At 51.3% G+C, this 17497-nt stretch carries 13 protein-coding genes; 9 read left to right on the forward strand and 4 right to left on the reverse strand.

The window, feature by feature from the left end; all coding sequences use genetic code 11:
• The first annotated feature begins 85 nt into the window (after positions 1 to 85).
• The 5 genes from KOO62_11465 to KOO62_11485 all read left to right on the forward strand — a co-directional run bounded on the left by KOO62_11465 (position 86) and on the right by KOO62_11485 (position 7710).
• Positions 86 to 2038, forward strand: a complete 1953-nt coding sequence (locus KOO62_11465) for a hypothetical protein (GenBank protein ID MBU8934607.1) — start codon at positions 86 to 88, stop codon at positions 2036 to 2038.
• On the forward strand, positions 2035 to 2982 hold the full coding sequence (locus KOO62_11470) for a HEAT repeat domain-containing protein (protein ID MBU8934608.1): 948 nt from the start codon (positions 2035 to 2037) through the stop codon (positions 2980 to 2982). The genes KOO62_11465 and KOO62_11470 overlap by 4 nt, the downstream gene beginning before the upstream one ends.
• 125 nt (positions 2983 to 3107) lie before the next feature.
• The gene (locus KOO62_11475; GenBank protein MBU8934609.1) at positions 3108 to 4421 is read left to right on the forward strand and encodes an HDOD domain-containing protein; all 1314 of its coding nucleotides are present in this window, start codon (positions 3108 to 3110) and stop codon (positions 4419 to 4421) included.
• Between the two features lie 170 nt (positions 4422 to 4591).
• Positions 4592 to 5668 (forward strand): TonB family protein, encoded by a 1077-nt coding sequence (locus tag KOO62_11480; protein MBU8934610.1) that lies wholly within the window; start codon positions 4592 to 4594, stop codon positions 5666 to 5668.
• 161 nt (positions 5669 to 5829) lie between these two features.
• Positions 5830 to 7710: an agmatine deiminase family protein gene (locus KOO62_11485; GenBank protein ID MBU8934611.1), complete on the forward strand. Its 1881-nt coding sequence runs from the start codon at positions 5830 to 5832 to the stop codon at positions 7708 to 7710.
• A 17-nt stretch (positions 7711 to 7727) separates the two neighbouring features.
• On the opposite strand, the gene rsmB is transcribed toward KOO62_11485, so the two are convergent.
• Both rsmB and KOO62_11495 read right to left on the reverse strand, forming a co-directional pair.
• Entirely contained in the window at positions 7728 to 9092 is a 1365-nt protein-coding gene (gene rsmB, locus KOO62_11490; GenBank protein MBU8934612.1) for a 16S rRNA (cytosine(967)-C(5))-methyltransferase RsmB, read from the reverse strand.
• A gap of 5 nt (positions 9093 to 9097) precedes the next feature.
• Entirely contained in the window at positions 9098 to 11599 is a 2502-nt protein-coding gene (locus KOO62_11495) for a TIGR03960 family B12-binding radical SAM protein (GenBank protein MBU8934613.1), read from the reverse strand.
• A gap of 168 nt (positions 11600 to 11767) precedes the next feature.
• On the opposite strand from KOO62_11495, the gene KOO62_11500 reads away from it, so the two are divergent.
• The 4 genes from KOO62_11500 to KOO62_11515 are packed head-to-tail and all read left to right on the forward strand — an operon-like array spanning position 11768 to position 15887.
• On the forward strand, positions 11768 to 12088 hold the full coding sequence (locus KOO62_11500) for a hypothetical protein (GenBank protein ID MBU8934614.1): 321 nt from the start codon (positions 11768 to 11770) through the stop codon (positions 12086 to 12088).
• Positions 12081 to 13778 (forward strand): HAD-IIIC family phosphatase, encoded by a 1698-nt coding sequence (locus tag KOO62_11505; GenBank protein ID MBU8934615.1) that lies wholly within the window; start codon positions 12081 to 12083, stop codon positions 13776 to 13778. The genes KOO62_11500 and KOO62_11505 overlap by 8 nt, the downstream gene beginning before the upstream one ends.
• Positions 13779 to 13797: 19 nt before the next feature.
• A complete protein-coding gene (locus KOO62_11510) occupies positions 13798 to 14757 on the forward strand; it encodes a hypothetical protein (GenBank protein ID MBU8934616.1) in 960 nt (319 codons plus the stop codon).
• A gap of 8 nt (positions 14758 to 14765) precedes the next feature.
• Positions 14766 to 15887, forward strand: coding sequence for a hypothetical protein (locus KOO62_11515; GenBank protein MBU8934617.1), 1122 nt, complete (start codon positions 14766 to 14768; stop codon positions 15885 to 15887).
• Positions 15888 to 15950: 63 nt separating this feature from the next.
• Here KOO62_11515 and rdgB read toward each other — a convergent pair whose 3' ends face one another.
• Together rdgB and KOO62_11525 are read right to left on the reverse strand one after the other, a co-directional pair.
• A complete protein-coding gene (gene rdgB / locus KOO62_11520) occupies positions 15951 to 16598 on the reverse strand; it encodes an RdgB/HAM1 family non-canonical purine NTP pyrophosphatase (GenBank protein MBU8934618.1) in 648 nt (215 codons plus the stop codon).
• A gap of 6 nt (positions 16599 to 16604) precedes the next feature.
• Positions 16605 to 17444 (reverse strand): hypothetical protein, encoded by an 840-nt coding sequence (locus KOO62_11525; protein MBU8934619.1) that lies wholly within the window; start codon positions 17442 to 17444, stop codon positions 16605 to 16607.
• Between the last annotated feature and the right edge of the window lie 53 nt (positions 17445 to 17497).

Consider the following 17497-nt stretch of genomic DNA (forward strand, 5'->3'; position numbering starts at 1 on the left):
GGCAGGCCGTTTGACCTACTGAGCCATGAGATGGCCAACCGGATTGTTGTTGATTCCCGTAACCGAGCGGCCTATGCATTATCTTATGAAACTAATCGCCGCCGTTATTATCCTGATTCTCGTCTGGTTGTCTCCGAAAACAGCAACAGGTCAACCTGCCGATTTGCCACCCGAACAATTCGGGCTGGAGCATCTTTGCGAGTACCTGAACCTCAATCCAAACGACATCAGCTTCCGGTCTGATTTCACCGAGCCAGATTCGTTTCGCCTGAAAATTGTGGCGGATCTCATGGCTCGGCCACTGGATATGATTGATTATTCCTCCGGACTCAGGTCCGCCTGGGTATCCGGTCAGCCCGAGATTGTCGCAGGCATACTGTATTCGGATTTGACAGGTGAACACCAGACCGGTCGGTCCGGATCGTACCAGCCGAATCTTTCAGAAATCCAACGGCAGCATAACCTGCATTTTGCAAACCTTGCACTCAACCAATTGCTCACCAGGGTAGCCTTGTATCTGGATGTGATTATTCCCAAATCAACTGAGAAATCATTGGCAAGATTATCAAAAGAGCAGCGTGCATTCTTGACTAAGGAGTTCCCGGAGCTATTGAGAATTGGTGAGGAGGAGGAGTTCTTTTCGGTCGAGGAAACCGATTCGCTGGAGAATCTGGAAGAGGCATACACTGAGCAGTTTGTTGAGTTCGGGACAATGATTGACAAGGACCCGGTGATTACCGCCGGTATTGAATGTCTTCGACAGGTCGTGCTTGATGTAGGAGTTATCAGAACGGCTCTTCGACGTAATGAGATAACGCGGAGCAAGCTGATTAAGAGTACCGGTTATCTCCCCGATCAGAGCACGGCCCGAAAATTCCTGGGTATGCAGAAAGGCTGGGCGGTCGGCGGCCCCGGAAATGACTACTATGAAGGTGACTATTCTTTCATCCTGGATGTCGGTGGTAACGATGTTTACGATCTTAGCTATGATCCTGCCAAACCTCATGGCGTCATTATCATTGACCTGAGCGGTGACGATTACTACCGAGCTCAGAGTGATTTTGTGCTTGGTTCCGGCTGCCAGTCAGTAGGGTTGCTGCTCGACTTTGAGGGAAATGATCGTTACGATGCCCGATCCTTTGGACTTGGATCGGGATTGTTTGGCTTCGGACTACTCTACGATGCCGAGGGAGATGATCGTTACGATGGTGATACTCATGTCCAGGGAGCGGGCACATTTGGCATGGGGTTGCTTATTGATGAAGCCGGACGCGACATATACAATGGCGCACTGCACTGTCAGGGTTTCGGGTTTGTCCAGGGATTGGGGGCTATCTATGAGATCGACGGTTCCGACAGCTACTATGCCGGGGGCAAGTACAAGGACATTATTCGTTACGAAGATCACTACCTGTCGCTATCTCAGGGGTTCGGTTATGGTCTGCGGCCGTTCGCTTCCGGTGGCATAGGGATGATTATCGATAAACGCGGTAACGACAGTTACTACTCGGATATTTTCGCCCAGGGTACCAGCTATTGGTGGTCGCTGGGAATGATCTATGATTCATCAGGAAATGATAACTACCAGTCCTTTCAGTATGCTCAGGGTACAGCCACCCATATGTCGCTGGGAGTTTTAATCGATGATAGTGGAAATGATGTCTATTTTGGCAAGGGACTGATGCAGGGTTGCGGACATGATTATTCCTGTGGATTGCTATTGGACCGGGGGGGAGATGATACCTATACCGCCTATGATCTGTCTCAGGCGGCCGGGTCAGCCAATGGCGCTGGGGTGTTGATCGACACCGATGGCGACGACCGCTACTCCGTCCACAACCCGGACAATACTCACGGTTACGGCAACCCTCGTAGATCATTTGGTTCTATTGGACTCTTCATTGATCTGTCCGGCAGCGACCAGTACAACGGTTATGGTCAGGACAACTATTACTGGAAAACACCCTCGAAGTGGGGTGGTGGGATGGATATTGAACTCAATCCCCCCGACACAACCTCCGAGGAGGTCGCACCATGAAGACCATGACATGGCTTCTGGTAATTGCAACCCTGGGACTGAGTGCGCTGTGTCTACCGGGATCGATTTGCGCTCAAAGCAGTCTTCAGCACAAGGTGGATTCGCTATTTATGATTGCCTCCTCCGGAGATATAAAATATCGTGATTTGACGGGACCGGCTATCGATTCGATAGCAGCTCTGGGTGCTCCAGCGGTGCCGTTGTTGGTGGATAAGTTTACTACCAAATCGGCCAGGGAACGCTGGACTGTCATTTGGGTCTTGCAGAAGATAGGCAGCGACGCTGTTCCTTATCTGATTACGTCGCTACAGCGATCGAACGGTCTGGTTGTGCAGCGGGTTTGCTGGGCTTTGGGAGATATTAAGGATACTACCGCTGTCTCGCCGTTGATGGAGATCAGTCAACATAATCGCTGGCAGGTTCGAGAACAGGCGATCGGAGCGCTTGGGAAAATCACCGATGCCCGAGCTGCTGATGTTGTTCTGCGTGCTCTGTATGATTCGATTGGACAAGTGCGAAAAGCCGCCGTTGTTGCCTGTGGTGCGCTGGTTGTTCAAGAGGCCATCGGGGGGTTGACCCATGCTCTCGGCGATCAGTTCTACGGGGCACGTTTGGAGGCCACCAATGCTCTGATGAAGCTGGACACGGCGCTGGTGATGGAAGGTCTGACTGACTCGGTCAAATCTGAGGATCCAATGATCGGTAATCTTGTCTGCCAGATGTTGGGGGAGTACGGTACTGATGAAGCAATTGAGATACTTCTCGAGCAGGTGCTCAACTCCACGTCAGCCACCCGACGCGCCCATGCGGCCGTGGCTCTGGTCAAGGCTGATCCGGAGGACAACTGCGGTTATAGGGCAACGATTCTTCAACGGGAAACGAATCTTCTCACGCGTCTGAAAATCGAATCCGCCATTACATCCTTGCGGAATGATCTCGAATAATTCCAAGCATCGCCTTAGACAAGATGGGTGTCTGATTCGGTGTGCGGTGGAACCACCACGAGAGCATTTGATTGTATATGTTCTGAAGGCTTCAATTTGATCGACTTTTCGCCGATAGAATTAATATGGAGACAGACAACGACCTGTTTCAGAAGATTCTCGAGGAGCATAAAGAACTGTCATCGTTGCCGCAGACGCTGGCCGAAGTGTTGCGGATAAGTCGCGATGATGGTGCGGCTGCAAATGATCTGGTCGATGTGCTCAAAAGAGATCCGGCGTTGACGACAAAAACGCTCCGTTTGGCCAACAGCCCGTTCTTTGGTGCTGGACGTGAGATATCTTCGATGCTTCAGGCAGTGATGACGCTGGGCACCAAAGCTGTGACTGCTCTGGCATTATCGACCTCAGTATATGATCTGACCGGCAAATGGAAATCCTCCATTGACCGCTGTAGATTCTGGCGTCATTCCCTGTGTGTCGCCATTGCCGCCCGCAATCTTGTCCAAACAGCCGGTTTGAAGAATACCGAAGAGGCCTTTGTGGCCGGATTGCTCCATGATGTCGGATTACTTGTGTTGGAGAGTTCGTTCCCTGACAAGTATGCTCGTGTCTGGGAATCAGTGGAAGCGGGAGAGAGGATCGATCACCTTGAGACTGGTATCTGGGGAACCAATCACGCCCGGGTGGGACAATTCCTGTTGGAGCAATGGCATCTTCCTACGATCATCTGTGAGGCAATCGGATCACATCATCAGGACCTTTCTGCTCACACGAAGGAGTCGCCGCCGCTACTTTCGCAGGTTATCACGTTGGCCAATCTGACCGCTCATTTCACAGTTGCCAAGCCTCACCCAAGACCGATTACGTCTCAGGAACAAATAGAAATCCTTTGCAAGAACCTCGGTTTGCAGCAGGAAGATATGCGCCGGAACAGCGAATTGATTCTGAAGCAAACGGCTGAAGAATCCGAGTTTCTTGAGATTGATATCGGGTCTACCTCTGAGTTGCTCGCTGAGGCCAACTCCTTACTGTTTGAACAGTATCTTATGGTTGAGAAGATGCTACGCGAGAAACGCACCATGCAGGATCAGCTCGCCAAAGCCAAAGTCGAACAAGCGGCTCTTGAGACCCTCAAAGCTATAACCGCCACTTTCAATCACTATGTCAACAATGCAGTGGGCACCATTCTTGGTCGTGCCCAATTAGTCCAGGCAGATATCAAGCGAGGAAAGCTGATCGACTCAAACAACACCACCGCCATGTCTATGGAAGTGATTGTCAAAGGTGTTGACACTATTCAGTCGGTTATGAATGAATTGCTTGATCTGTCATCATTTGAGACAACTGTCTACTACGACGATGCCCTGATTATTGACATTGAGAAGAAGATCGAAGAGCAATTGGCCAGCCTGAACGAAACCACTTCTGCTGTCGGTTGACCCTCACTATTTCGACCCTGCCAATAAACTAGAACCGAGTATGTTGAAACTGTCTTCAGTTTCGACAAGCTTCGCCTGTCCTTTGACAGGAGAATTAGAGAAAAATGCGGGATTTGCCCCGTGGCCTTAAATACCCTATACTTCAGTAAGCTTAGAATGCAGGAGGTAACGTGAAGTTTGGATTCACTATGATTCAGATTGTGATTGTCATATTTGGCATGATACTACTCAGCGCACCGCCGTTACTGGCTGAGAACTTCAGGGTCATACGAATGGATAACAGCGAGCTTGAGGATGAGGGTGACAGCCTTTCTATTCTCATCGCAGGTGGACATGACATTGGCCTGGTCACCGGGATGTCAGGTATTTTCCACCTTGATACGAAAGAGTCTGGCTTGGCCGGCAAGGTGGAAGTGATCAGAGTTGGGCTGAGCGAATCTGACTGCATGATCTCTGTCACTGCCAGGCACCGAGCCAAGGACTATACGGAATTCCCCCCAATGAGAATCTCAATAGACATTCCGTACTACGATAGGCCACAGCTTCGCGCCCTTGCCGATTCCGCCTTGTTGCAGAACAACACACCACGAGCATGGTATCTCCTGGGCCGTCTGTGCGAACAAAACCAAACCGATTCCATTGCCCAGAAAGAACTCCAGGAGTGTTGCGCTGTTCTGGATTCGCAACAGAATCAGAAGATAATAGGCAACGAGCTCGAGGCAGAGAGAGACAAGGTGTCAGACTACGTCGAACTCGCTCTGACCTATGTCACGAGAGGTAGGCTGTCGAGAGCGTACCGACAGGTAAATCGTGCCCTGCGAGCGGATGAGCTTAACAGCGACGCCCTTTCTCTCAAAGAGTGGATAGAAGACGTGAGGCCCGAGGCAACTCAGTGCGGCGCGCTAGCGATGGCTGGTCCAGTGCTGCGAACCGACTTTCCTAACATCTGCGACTGGCCCGACGGTCCCGACCGAGCGGAAACAGTTCTACCCCGGATCCTACACAAAGTGCAGCCCGAGTATCCCCAGTTGGCGGAGCAGGGTGGCATTGTTGGAACAGTGTGGGTGGGGTCCTTCGTGGACGAAGAGGGAGAAGTTGTACGTGCGCGGGTTCTTAAGTCTTCCGGGCACGAATCACTCGACATTGCCGCAGTTAAAGCAGCCTACCAGTACCTTTTTGCGCCAGCAACAGCGGAAGGCAAGCCGATCGGGACGTGGGTATCTTACAAAGTGGAGTTCACGTTGTAGTAACAATTATCGAGACTGAGGAAAGTTTCGGTCCACCTCGTTGCCACCCCAAAGATTCGTTTGCGAATTTCTGATTTTCAGTTACATTTATAATTGTAAGTCAGATTGTACTCGCGTGAGTATGGATCATATACTAATCTTCCCTCCTCTCTGGTGGTGACATGAAGCAAGCTACTTACCTCGCTCTCCTAATCCTCGTTGTTGGTTTACCTCTCTTCGCGCTGGCCGATCCCGTTACAGAAGATCAGATACTTACAATTGGTCTGACCGAGGAGGAAAAAACACGTCTTCATGAAATCGGCATGTTCCATGTGACAACTGCCCCCCCGGTTGGCGAGATCCGCAATCCCGCCGAGTGGGAGCCTTCGACCGGCGTGATCATTCGTTACCCGCTCGGTATTTCAGTTTCTCTGGTAGCCGAGATGTCGGAAGATCTGACCATATGGACCATTGTCACCAGTGCATACGAGGCATCGGCGATAAGCGCCTACACTTCGGGCGGGGTCAACATGGCCAACACTGAATTCATCATTGCCGCCACCAATTCTATTTGGACTCGTGACTATGGCCCCTGGTTTATTTTCGAGAACGGCCGTCAGGCAATAACCGATCCCGTCTACAACCGACCGCGCCCACTCGATGATGTCATTCCCCAGACAATTGGGACCGCATGGGGTATCAATGTTTACGGTATGCCGCTGGCCACTCCCGGCGGGAACCACATGACGGACGGATTGGGGATGTCTATGTCGACCCGATTAGTATGGGACGAAAACGACAGCCTCAGCCACACCGAAATCGCCAATCGTATGCTTGACTACACCGGCAATGATTTTGAAGTTCTCGAATACATTGAATCAGGCGGCATTCACCACCTTGACTGCTGGGCCAAGTTTCTCAACCCAACCACTATAATGGTCAAAGATGTCCCTACAGGCAGTTCCAGCTATGCCCTGCTCAATGCCCGAGCCGATTATCTGGCAACACAAACATCAGCCTGGGGTCAGCCGTACACGATTGTCCGCATATATTGTCCCTATGGCACCGCCTATACCAACTCGCTTATCCTCAATGACAAAGTCCTGGTGCCAATCTTTGGTGACGCATGGGACGACGACGCTATCCAGACCTATGAAGAGGCCATGCCAGGCTACGAGGTTATCGGATTCACAGGTTCCTGGCTCGATGATGATGCCATCCACTGCCGCACTATGGGCGTACCAGATGCGCAGACGCTCTTTGTCCATCACATCCCGACCGTAGGTATATTTGACCCGAACGAAAACCGACCGATCTCAGTAGAGATTGAAGCGTACTCGGACCAACCTCTTATCGACGACTCCCTGAAAATATTCTTTAGTGTCGATAACGATCCCTGGGACTTTGCTATGCTGTCGGCCACGGCCGTACCGGATTCGTTCTATGGGGAGATACCGGCGCAACCGGGAGCCGCCGAGATAGCGTACTATATCCAGGCAGCCGATCTGTCTGGCCGCATGGAGACTCACCCGTTTATTGGCGCTCCCTGGGCACATAAGTTCAGTTACGAAGTAGAACCAAATGAGCCGCCGATTATCATCTCCCCAGATTCGTTCCTGATTCAAGCAGCAGTCCTGTACGGTTATTGTCCCGAAGTCTCCGACCCTGATGATACGGTCCATACTGCGACCTATACGAATTACCCAACCTGGTTGGCTCCGCAGGATGATTCATTGATCGGTACGCCGCCGTTTGCGCGGGAACTTACTGGCTTTGATGTTGAAGTCTCTGATGGCTCTGCCTCCGACACGCAGCATATCACACTGATGGTATACATTTGTGGCGATGTGGACGACAACGGCGAAAATCCGAATATCGCTGATCTGACCTACCTTGTGGCCTACTTGTTTACCGGCGGAACTGAGCCACCTATTCTGGAGGCTGCTAATATTGACGGTCAGGAAGGTCCGGACGGAATGATTAATATTGCTGACCTTACCCACTTCGTGGGCTTCTTGTTCACCGGCGGTCCATCGCCCTACTGCGTCCTTCCGTGGGAATAATCGGGATCGCTATGCGTTCAATGCAACTTGCGTTTTAGGCGGGCTGAGAAAGCGCCATTCATGTTATCATGACCCGGGTAGGTCTTTACGAAGCCCCGATCGGTGACCAGGTCTTTGTCAAAATAGGGTAATGCTGAATCTATCTCAAACTCGTTGTTGCGCAGAAGAAACTCCTCAACTACCTGGTCATTTTCCGTGCGAGTGATAGTACAGGTAGAGTAAACGAGTACTCCCCCCGGTTTCACCAGTTTTGCACCTCGGTCAATCATGCTGGCCTGAATTTGGCAGAGGTTCTCAATGTCAGCTTCAGTCTTGGACCATCGCAGATCGGAGTTCTTGCCGGCTGTTCCCCACCCCGAACAGGGAGGATCGAGCATGACACGATCAAATGGACCACCCGAGAATTGCATCATGTCGCACGCCACCGGAGCGATAATTTTGATTCCAAGGCGATTGGCGTTTTCCTGAACCAGTTTCAATCGCTGGTGCGATTTGTCAAGAGCAGTCACCCTACCCCGATTGCGCATACGAATAGCGATATAAGTAGCTTTTCCACCAGGGGCGGAAGTAAGATCGACAACACTTGTTTTGGGACGAGGGTTTAGCAAACGAACCGCCAAACCGGCTGACTCGTCCTGCACAAAAACCTTGCCAGTGTCAATCAGCTCATGCTGGAGCGGAAGTCCCCCTTCCTCGATGTGGATAAACTCCGGCAAGTATTTCCCGTACGAAAACTCTACTTTAGCCTGTTGCAGGATATTGGCTACTTCATCTGGTTTGGCCTTAAGGAAATTAACGCGGTAAGTAACACGCGGAGCTAAATTGAAAACCTGAAGCATTTTCTCCGTTTGCTCGAAACCGAACTCGCTTAAGGCATACTGGACGAAGTAGGTCGGAAAGCTGTAGAAATCAGCCAGATATCGAACCGGTTGTTCACTCTTGTCTGCAAAAATAATCCGGTGTGGCTCGCGCAAACAGGACCTCATAACAGCGTTAACCAGATTTGCGCGGGAACGATCTAACATCTGCGCTGCCAGATTGACCGACTCCGATACAGCCGCAGCAGCCGGAATACGATCGGTGAAATGCAGTTGATAGAACCCCAGGCGGAGGATAGTGGCTAGTTTTTCGGGTAGCTGCATCGAAGGACGGGCCAGGTAGAATTTGATTTCGTGGTCGAGACGACGACGCATCTTGGTCGTACCATTGACCAGTTGCAACAGGAATCGTTTATCAAGTGATCGCAGTTCCCGGTTGCCAATCACCCGTATAATGGCGGTATCAATTGGTTCGCCATTACCTACTATCATAAGCGCTTCTACGGCCGCTGCCCGGATAGGATCAAAACGCATCCCGGATTTCTTTTTCGCTGTCTCTGCCATACCCTCTACAGTTCCATAGGTCCCATTTTCTGCCCCGCCCTGTTAATCTGGTACATGGCCACCCGGTGCAGGCAGTGAGCCAGTACAGGAACCTCGTCGGCCGGGAAGACCAAGCCCAGAATTTCAACCGGGCGTGCATATCCCCCGTCGCCGAGGCCCAATGTCATCCGGAGGAATCCGTCGCTATAAGCCAGCCCATAAATAGCCGGTCGGATATCCACCTGTTTTATTTTGTCTTTACCCTTTCGTTCAATCTTCAGTTCTTTCGTAATCAATATCTCGGCGATCTTGTCGTTTAGCTCATCAGAGTCCGTCCCGGAATCAACTTGCAGAGTGTAGTCCGCGCGGTTGAGTAGCGCTGACAACGACCTGGTCTTACCAAGTACGACTCTGGCACCAAGAATGCTCATTCCTTCTGGAATGGTTGCCTTGAAGTTCTCGATCATATGCGGCAAGAAGCTACTCTCAAGAGTCAGATCAACGTATTCTGCCTCGGACGTAATCCCCAGCGGGAGCGGAGGGCCAAAGGACAGCTTCATGACAGGATGAAATCCCTGGCTGAATGCGATCGGTATACGGGACCGGCGAATGGTTCGTTCGAGCATCCGCAAGCTGTCCAGATGAGACATATACTTGAAACGTTGTGACCGCCCCCAGCACAATCGCACCCGATTCTTGGTGGGCGCAGCGCTGTTCTGCGAGGCTACCCTTTTCTTACCGCGACCAAACTCCATCTTTGTCGCGGACCCTGTCCCTGATTCCTCGTTCAGACTGTGAGGTACATATTTGGCCAGTTGAGTGGAAGTGCGGTTTCTTTCCGCCTGAAGATGCTCGATAGATGGACCTTTGGAAATGTGCGACCAGGGCAAATCGGCCGAGAATGAACGAGGTCCCAATTGCTCCTCAATACTGAAATCGTGTTCCTGTAGCTTGTCTGACCACAGTCGATAATTGAAATCTTCAGACCAGCCGTCGAAACGCCCGCCAGCTTGAAATACCGCCTCGATGACCGGTCCCAGTTCGCGATTGCCACGTCCCAGCACCGCCTGTATCACTACCGATTCACACGAAGCTTTCTTGAAATTTACATTACGCTGGCGCACATTCCGTTTTACAGTTTTCAGCTTCTCCAGCATCACTTCGGGCATCATCACAGCATCCCACTGGAAAGGTGTGTGTGGTTCGGCCACAAACGGAGAGAGGGTCACATTAACCGTTTTCTTGCCCTGGTATTTGCGCCCAATATCGTAGACCTGGTTAATTATACGGGCAATCCCCATCAGGTCTTCCTCGGTCTCAGTAGGCAGACCCACCATGAAGTACAATTTGATGCTGGTCCAGCCCTTTCGGAAAGCCATATCGGCCGTATCCAGTACAGCCGCATCGGTAACTTCTTTCCGAACGAACAGGCGCAAACGCTCGGTGCCAGCCTCAGGAGCAATAGTCAGGCCACCTTTGCGAACCCGACGGATGGCATCCAGGAGAGTAGGTGTGATAGTCCCCGGTCGAAGTGAGGGCAACGAAACTGCGACACGAGATTTTTCCAGACGTCGGGCCAGAGTGGTGGCCAGTTTATCAATTCCGGGATAATCCGACGTGGACAGCGACAGAAGCGATGCCGATTCGTAGCCTGTATGCTGCATCTGTGTTTCGACCTGATGCAAAATTTCGGACTGCGGTCGCACCCGTACCGGTTTGTACATAGAGCCTGCCTTGCAGAAACGGCATCCCTGTGGACAACCCCGCATAATCTCGACACTCAGCTGATTCTGAGCTGTATCAATCAAAGGCAGAATAGGCTGGGCTGGATAATACTCCGGTTTAAGCTGCTTCACAACCCTGGCCTTGATTCTTGCCGGGGCAAACGAAGCGATCGGTTTGCGATCCTTATCATAGAAACGTGGAATATAAACAGATTCGACTTCCCGGCAGAGTCGTTCGAGCTTGTCCGCCCGGGGAGCATCTTTCATTTGGTGGAGAATACTCAGTATCTCGACCAGACCTTCCTCGGCATCACCAATGAAAAAGCAATCGACAAAATCTGCGACCGGTTCCGGGCTATAAACGGCTGGACCACCAGCCAGTATTATGGGATGTTCGTCAGTACGTTCGTCGGCATGGAGGGGAATGCGGGCAAGATCGAGCATCGCCAGCATGTTGGTAAAGACCATTTCAAAAGGGAGAGTAAAACCAAGAGCATCAAATTCAATAGCAGCGCGTCTCGATTCCAGCGAGAACAGGGGTATGTTCTTGCGCCGCATGATTTCTTCTGCATCCCTCTCAACAGCGAAAACGCGTTCACACAAGAAACGGTCATCGGCATTGATAAAATGATAGATCGACTGCAGGCCGACATAGGCTTGCCCAATCTCATATTTATCTGGAAAAGCGTGAAGATAGGAGACACGTCCGACTGGGTCTTTTACAATCTGCCCCAGTTCGCCACCTGCGTAGCGGCCTGGCTTGATTACAAAGGGAAAGAACTGTTTTTCTAATATCCCTCTCATGCCACACCAGTTGCTTCGTGTTCACATACTTACAGTCAACATGATACCGGTCAGCTGATGCCGATGCAAGTGATAACTGATTGGCAATCGGTCACCAAAATCCGGATGACAAGACAGCCTTGTTTTGTTACCTTCCTGTCGATAATACCGGAGGCCTCTGACCATTGAATGGAAATGAAAATGAATGCTACCGAGATCGCCAGTAAGGCTATCGGGGCCGCCATAGATGATTTGAACCACCAGAGATCGGCCGCTGAGCAACTTGCTCCCTCTACTGAAACGGCCTTGACCGGACCGGGGACACAGCTTGACTCGCTCGGACTAATAACATTCATCGTGGCTGTTGAGCAGAAAATCGAAGAACTGAGCGAACGTTTTGTCTCGCTGACAGACCTGGCGGTGGATATGACCGACGATTCACCACTGAAGACTGTCGGCTCGCTAACAACATATCTCACTAGTCAACTTGGGGACATCGCCAATGACTGACCTGCCTCTCCGGTGTCTGTTGCTTGCGGACTTCACGGTTGATAATCTGGCCGGATTATTGACCAACGACGAAACTTCTCCGCATATTGAGGCCGTATCCGCTCCCTTTGGGCAAGTAGTCCCAGTATTACTTGACGACCACCACGAATGCTGGCAGCCGAAGCCGGACGCGGTTGTGATCTGGACGAGGCCGCAGGCGGTAATCCCATCGTTTCAACGTGTGCTGGAGTTCGAACAGGTGGAGACCGAAGAAGTCCTTGGCGAAGTTGACCAATATGCGGCCATGATTGCCGCTGCTTCACGCCGCACACGAGCCGTTTTAATACCGAAGTGGACCATCCCGCAATACATTCGCGGCTGGGGGATGCTTGACATGCAGTCCGATCTCGGGGTCGCGAATCTGCTCGCCAGGATGAACCTGCGATTGGTCGATCAGCTGGCTCATCGGCAAACCGACTCTTCGAACGTGTTCATACTGAATGCATCCCGGTGGATGATTCTGGCCGGTAAGCATGCCTGCAATCCGAAACTCTGGTATTTGGGCAAAGTCGCTTTTGGTAACGAGGTTCTCATGGCGGCGGTCAATGATATCAAAGCCGCCATGGCCGGAATCCTCGGGCAGGCTCGCAAATTGATTATCGTTGATCTTGATGACACTCTTTGGGGGGGCATAGTCGGTGAAATCGGCTACGAAAATTTGCGCTTGGGTGGACACGATCCTATTGGCGAGGCGTTTGTTGATTTCCAGAGAACACTCAAATCTCTCACCCGGCGCGGCCTGTTGCTGGCCATCGTCAGCAAGAATGAGGAAAGCACTGCCCTTGAAGCGATAAACAATCATACGGAGATGGTTCTGGCTGAGGATGATTTTGTGAGCTGGCGCATTAACTGGGATGACAAGGCGCGCAATATAGCCGAGCTGGTCGAACAACTCAACCTGGGGCTGCAATCGACCGTGTTCATCGACGACAACCCGGTTGAACGCGACCGCGTAAAAGCGGCATTGCCAGAAATACTGGTGCCGGACTGGCCCAGCGATCCAATGCTGTACACATCTACTCTGCTGGCGATGAATTGTTTTGACACTCCGACAGTTTCGGTGGAAGATATGGCGCGAACGAAAATGTATCGCGCGGAACAGCACCGCAGTAATCTTGTTAAGAAAGTCGGTTCGCTCGAAGAATGGCTAGCGAGCCTGCAAATAAAAGTGACTGTTGAACCGCTTGGCGACCTTAACCGGGAACGCTCGGTCCAGCTCCTGAACAAGACCAACCAGATGAATATGACCACCCGTCGCTTGACCGATGACGAGTTGTCATCTTGGGTCGAAAACGATAATCACTGGTTACGAACATTCCGCGTCGAGGACAAGTTCGGCGACTCCGGTTTGACAGGGATTGTCAGTTGTGAGATAGACGGTCATACGGCCCATATTGTAGATTTCCTTCTCAGTTGCCGGGTGCTGGGACGCAAAATCGAAGAAACGATGCTCCATGCCGTGATTGCTCACGCACGCTCCCGAGGTGTATCAGAGATATTGGCTCAGCCAATACCGACAAAGAGAAATAATCCCTGTCGGGAATTCTTCGCACACTCAGGGTTCGGTCTCGATAAAGACGGCCAGATATATCGCTGGGCAGGGGATAAGGATTACCCTCTCCCTAAAGAGATCACGCTGATAGAAGGTTGAGGGAAATCGCGGACACACTATGAAACGAATCAGATGGCCAGAAGGAAAAGCGTTCGCATTCACCATCTTTGACGACACCGATCTGGCTACACTAGCAAATATTCGGCCGGTATATGACCTGCTGGCAGAATGCGGGATGCGCACCACCAAATCTGTCTGGCCTCTGAATGCATCACCGTTAATATCATCTTCGCGGGCGGCATCACCCCTGCTTCCCGTTGAGGAGGCATCCTGTGAGGACAAAGACTATCTCGATTGGTTACTCGGGCTGAAGCGATCCGGTTTTGAAATCGGCTACCACATGGCGGCCCGTTTCACCTCGTCGCGAGAGACTACTATTCGTGGCCTGAATCGCTTTGAGGAATTGTTCGGTGGGCCGCCTTCGGCTATGGCCAACCACAGTGATTGCGAGGAAAATATCTATTGGGGCAGCGACCGGCTCAGCGGTTTACGTCGCATTATATACAATCTGGCCACACGATTCCGGTTTGATGGTCGTTATCGGGGTCATGTCGAATCCGATCCCTTGTTCTGGGGCGACCTGTGCCATGACAAAATCACCTACGTTCGCAATTTCGTTTTCAAAGACATCAACACCTTAAATGCCTGTCCGATTATGCCCTATCACGATCCACAACGACCTTTTGTACCATTCTGGTTTGCGTCGTCGGAGGGACCGGAGATCAAATCGTTCAACCGATGCCTGTCCGAAGAAAACCAGGACCGACTGGAAGCCGAAGGCGGAGCCTGTATCATGTACACGCACTTCGGGGCTGGATTCTGCCGCAATGGTCGTCTTGACAATAGATTCGAGACACTCATCAAGAGACTGACCAGCAAGAACGGTTGGTTTGTTCCGGTGTCGGATCTGCTTGATTTCCTTCGCCGGATCAACGAAACACACACGATTACCAATCGCGAACGAAGCCATCTGGAATGGACCTGGCTGAAACACAAGCTGCGCGCGGGGAGGTCCTGAATCCTAGCATGACAGTGAAAATACAGAAATATTCCGAGCGCGATATCACCGAAGTGACAGCCTTCAACGCCCGTCTGAAGAAAGCAGGAGTGTCGTTTCAGTTCCCCGAACGGCACGAGCCTGAGCGATTCTGTCCGATAGATAGTGGGCCGATTCGTCAGGACTACTATCTAGCCATTGAGGACAGTAGTACTGTGCATGGGGGATACTTTCTGAAGGGACAGGAGTTCCTGATCGGTGGAAACACTGTTGATATTGGCAATTATCAACTACCGCTCTCTGAGGGAACGATAGACAAACGATACAATATAGTCGGGCTTCAGATGCTGACTGATGCTCTAAAACGCCAGCCGTTGCTCTACGCCCTTGGTATGGGAGGAACAGAGCGCCCGTTGCCGATGATGCTCGCTGCGATGGGCTGGCGGTTGCAGGCAGTCCCGTTCTTTTTTTGTGTCGTTCACCCCAGTGTATTTCTGCGTCAGTCATCATATCTTCGTCGCCATGGAGTGATGCGCCTGCTGTGCGATATATCAGCCGCCACCGGACTGGGATGGCTGGGGATAAAATCCATTCAGGCGTCACGCAGGAAAAAGCCATCACGAATGGGATCGTATCATACAACAATCGTAGACCAATTTGAGGGTTTGGCGAACCGAATGTGGTCGTCGTGTAGAGACCAATACTCATTTGCTTCAGTCCGCAACGATACTGTTCTCGATACGCTTTACCCGCCGGACGACGAACGTTTCATTCGCTTGATCGTTAAGAACAGCGACGATGTCGCGATTGGCTGGGCGGTTATGCTGGACACGCAAATGTCAGACCATAAGCAGTTTGGCAATATGAGGGTAGGATCTATCGTTGATTGCTGGGCAGCTCCTGAGTTGGCAGACACGGTTATCGTTGCCGCGACTGATTATCTTGAGGTACGCGGAGTCGACATAATCGTGTCCAATCAAAGCCATCCCTGGTGGTGTTCGGCTATGGCTTCGGCGGGTTTTCTGGAGGGACCATCCAATTTTGCCTTGGCTACATCACCAAAACTCACAGAACGAATTGCCGCTGTCGATACGAAGTTTGATCGAGTACATACTAACCGGGGCGATGGCGACGGCCCGATAAATCTGTGAGGAAGAATCCAGTACGAAAATAGGTAATGCCTGCTGGACCCCTGCGTCCGCAGGGGTGACAAACTACTCGCGCACTTGATTAAAGTGTTCGATAATTAACGTACGCGCTTTCTGTAACGCGAGGCCACGATGAGAGACGAGGTTTTTCTCCTCAAGCGTCATTTCCGAGAACCGTTTATCCGCCGGAGGATAATAGAACACCGGATCATACCCAAAGCCGCGAGCGGCTCCTATGTCTTCCGTAATGACGCCCTCAACCGATCCATCCACTATGTCCACACCGTCTTTGGACCCTGAAGAAGATACACCTACGGCACTGGCACTGCCAGCACCCCAGTCGATGGCTATGACGCAGCGGAACCGGGCGGTACGTTTTTCGGTTGGGACGTTTTTAAGTTCGGCGATCAGCTTCTCGTTATTCTTGATGTAGGCTGGTTCCTGCCCACTGTAACGGGCAGAGTGTACACCGGGTGCGCCGTCGAGAGCGTCAACTTCGAGTCCGCTGTCATCGGCGAGAGCGGGCATATCGCAAAACCTGCCAATGCCAGTTGCTTTGAGGATGGCGTTTTCTTCGAGGGTGGAGCCGGTTTCTTCGATATCGGGAAACTCAAGAAAATCATCGCGGGTAAGGATGGTGACCGGGAGATCATCAAGTAGTTGTTTCATCTCCCGGATTTTATCTTCGTTGTTAGTAGCGAGAATTAGTTGCATGGGGGGTCAACTTTCCGATGTGAATCTCGTGACTAAGTGGGGGCTCTTTTCGACAGATCTATTAAATTCCATTGTCAGTTCCTCTCGATCGCAAGGCGAAAGGCAAAGGACAAATGAGGCAACGGCAGCGTTAAGTAGCAAGTATAGTTCAAACTCGGCGTCGCACAACCAGGAATCTGGTGTCCACCCCCATTTGGAAGCCGAATCGCTTGGAGTTTGCCAATATGACTGAATAACCCCAAAGCCCGTGGGATGAACAAACTTCGAATAGAAGTAGAAGTGCTCCAGGCTATCTTGTATCAACATAAAGAGATGTTCAGTGTCATGCGCTGTGGTTCCATCGACACTTGCAATTAGACGCCGAATCGTGTGCTCAACTCTCTCATATTCGCTCCAATCGTCCCAGACTTTTCTTTCTATCCGCTTCAGTTTGTTTTCGGCCGAATCCCAAATTCCCTCCGGGTTTTCTATGTCCGATCCAAAGATGGCTTCAACGACAACGGTCTTGAAACGCTTCCTAGCATCCATACCTGTCCAACTGCCTCTGTAGTGACTCTTCAGGCTTACGGCAGTCTTGTCGTAGTCTACAAGGCCGGTTTCTTCATTCACATCAATGTGTTTTGACAAGAGGCCATTGGTCTTCTTCTGATGATCGACATATTCCCGATATTCGCGGTTGATTTCAGGAATCTTGTTGCGATATGTATCTAGACCGTCTTTATCCCAATAGCGCACAAGTATAGCGTAACCAGCGAAAGCCTCGTTTGTTGTCCTACAATCACGTTGAGCTATTAACGTGAGATCCAAGATATACTCTACCAGACTTCGAGTCATGATCCTGGTCACTAGCCACCCTCTTTGCTGCAGGGAACCCAATCCTCCCCTCACCAAATGGCATA

The organism is Candidatus Zixiibacteriota bacterium (assembly GCA_019038695.1).
Classification (GTDB): Bacteria; Zixibacteria; MSB-5A5; order GN15; family FEB-12; genus B120-G9.

Excerpts from the sequence above, each read along its gene's own strand:
- KOO62_11465 (MBU8934607.1), top strand. The coding sequence starts at position 86 with ATGAAACTAATCGCCGCCGTTATTATCCTGATTCTCGTCTGGTTGTCT.
- KOO62_11470 (MBU8934608.1), top strand. The coding sequence starts at position 2,035 with ATGAAGACCATGACATGGCTTCTGGTAATTGCAACCCTGGGACTGAGT.
- KOO62_11475 (MBU8934609.1), top strand. The coding sequence starts at position 3,108 with ATGGAGACAGACAACGACCTGTTTCAGAAGATTCTCGAGGAGCATAAA.
- KOO62_11485 (MBU8934611.1), top strand. The coding sequence starts at position 5,830 with ATGAAGCAAGCTACTTACCTCGCTCTCCTAATCCTCGTTGTTGGTTTA.
- rsmB (MBU8934612.1), bottom strand. The coding sequence starts at position 9,092 with ATGGCAGAGACAGCGAAAAAGAAATCCGGGATGCGTTTTGATCCTATC.
- KOO62_11495 (MBU8934613.1), bottom strand. The coding sequence starts at position 11,599 with ATGAGAGGGATATTAGAAAAACAGTTCTTTCCCTTTGTAATCAAGCCA.
- KOO62_11500 (MBU8934614.1), top strand. The coding sequence starts at position 11,768 with ATGGAAATGAAAATGAATGCTACCGAGATCGCCAGTAAGGCTATCGGG.
- KOO62_11505 (MBU8934615.1), top strand. The coding sequence starts at position 12,081 with ATGACTGACCTGCCTCTCCGGTGTCTGTTGCTTGCGGACTTCACGGTT.
- KOO62_11510 (MBU8934616.1), top strand. The coding sequence starts at position 13,798 with ATGAAACGAATCAGATGGCCAGAAGGAAAAGCGTTCGCATTCACCATC.
- KOO62_11515 (MBU8934617.1), top strand. The coding sequence starts at position 14,766 with ATGACAGTGAAAATACAGAAATATTCCGAGCGCGATATCACCGAAGTG.
- rdgB (MBU8934618.1), bottom strand. The coding sequence starts at position 16,598 with ATGCAACTAATTCTCGCTACTAACAACGAAGATAAAATCCGGGAGATG.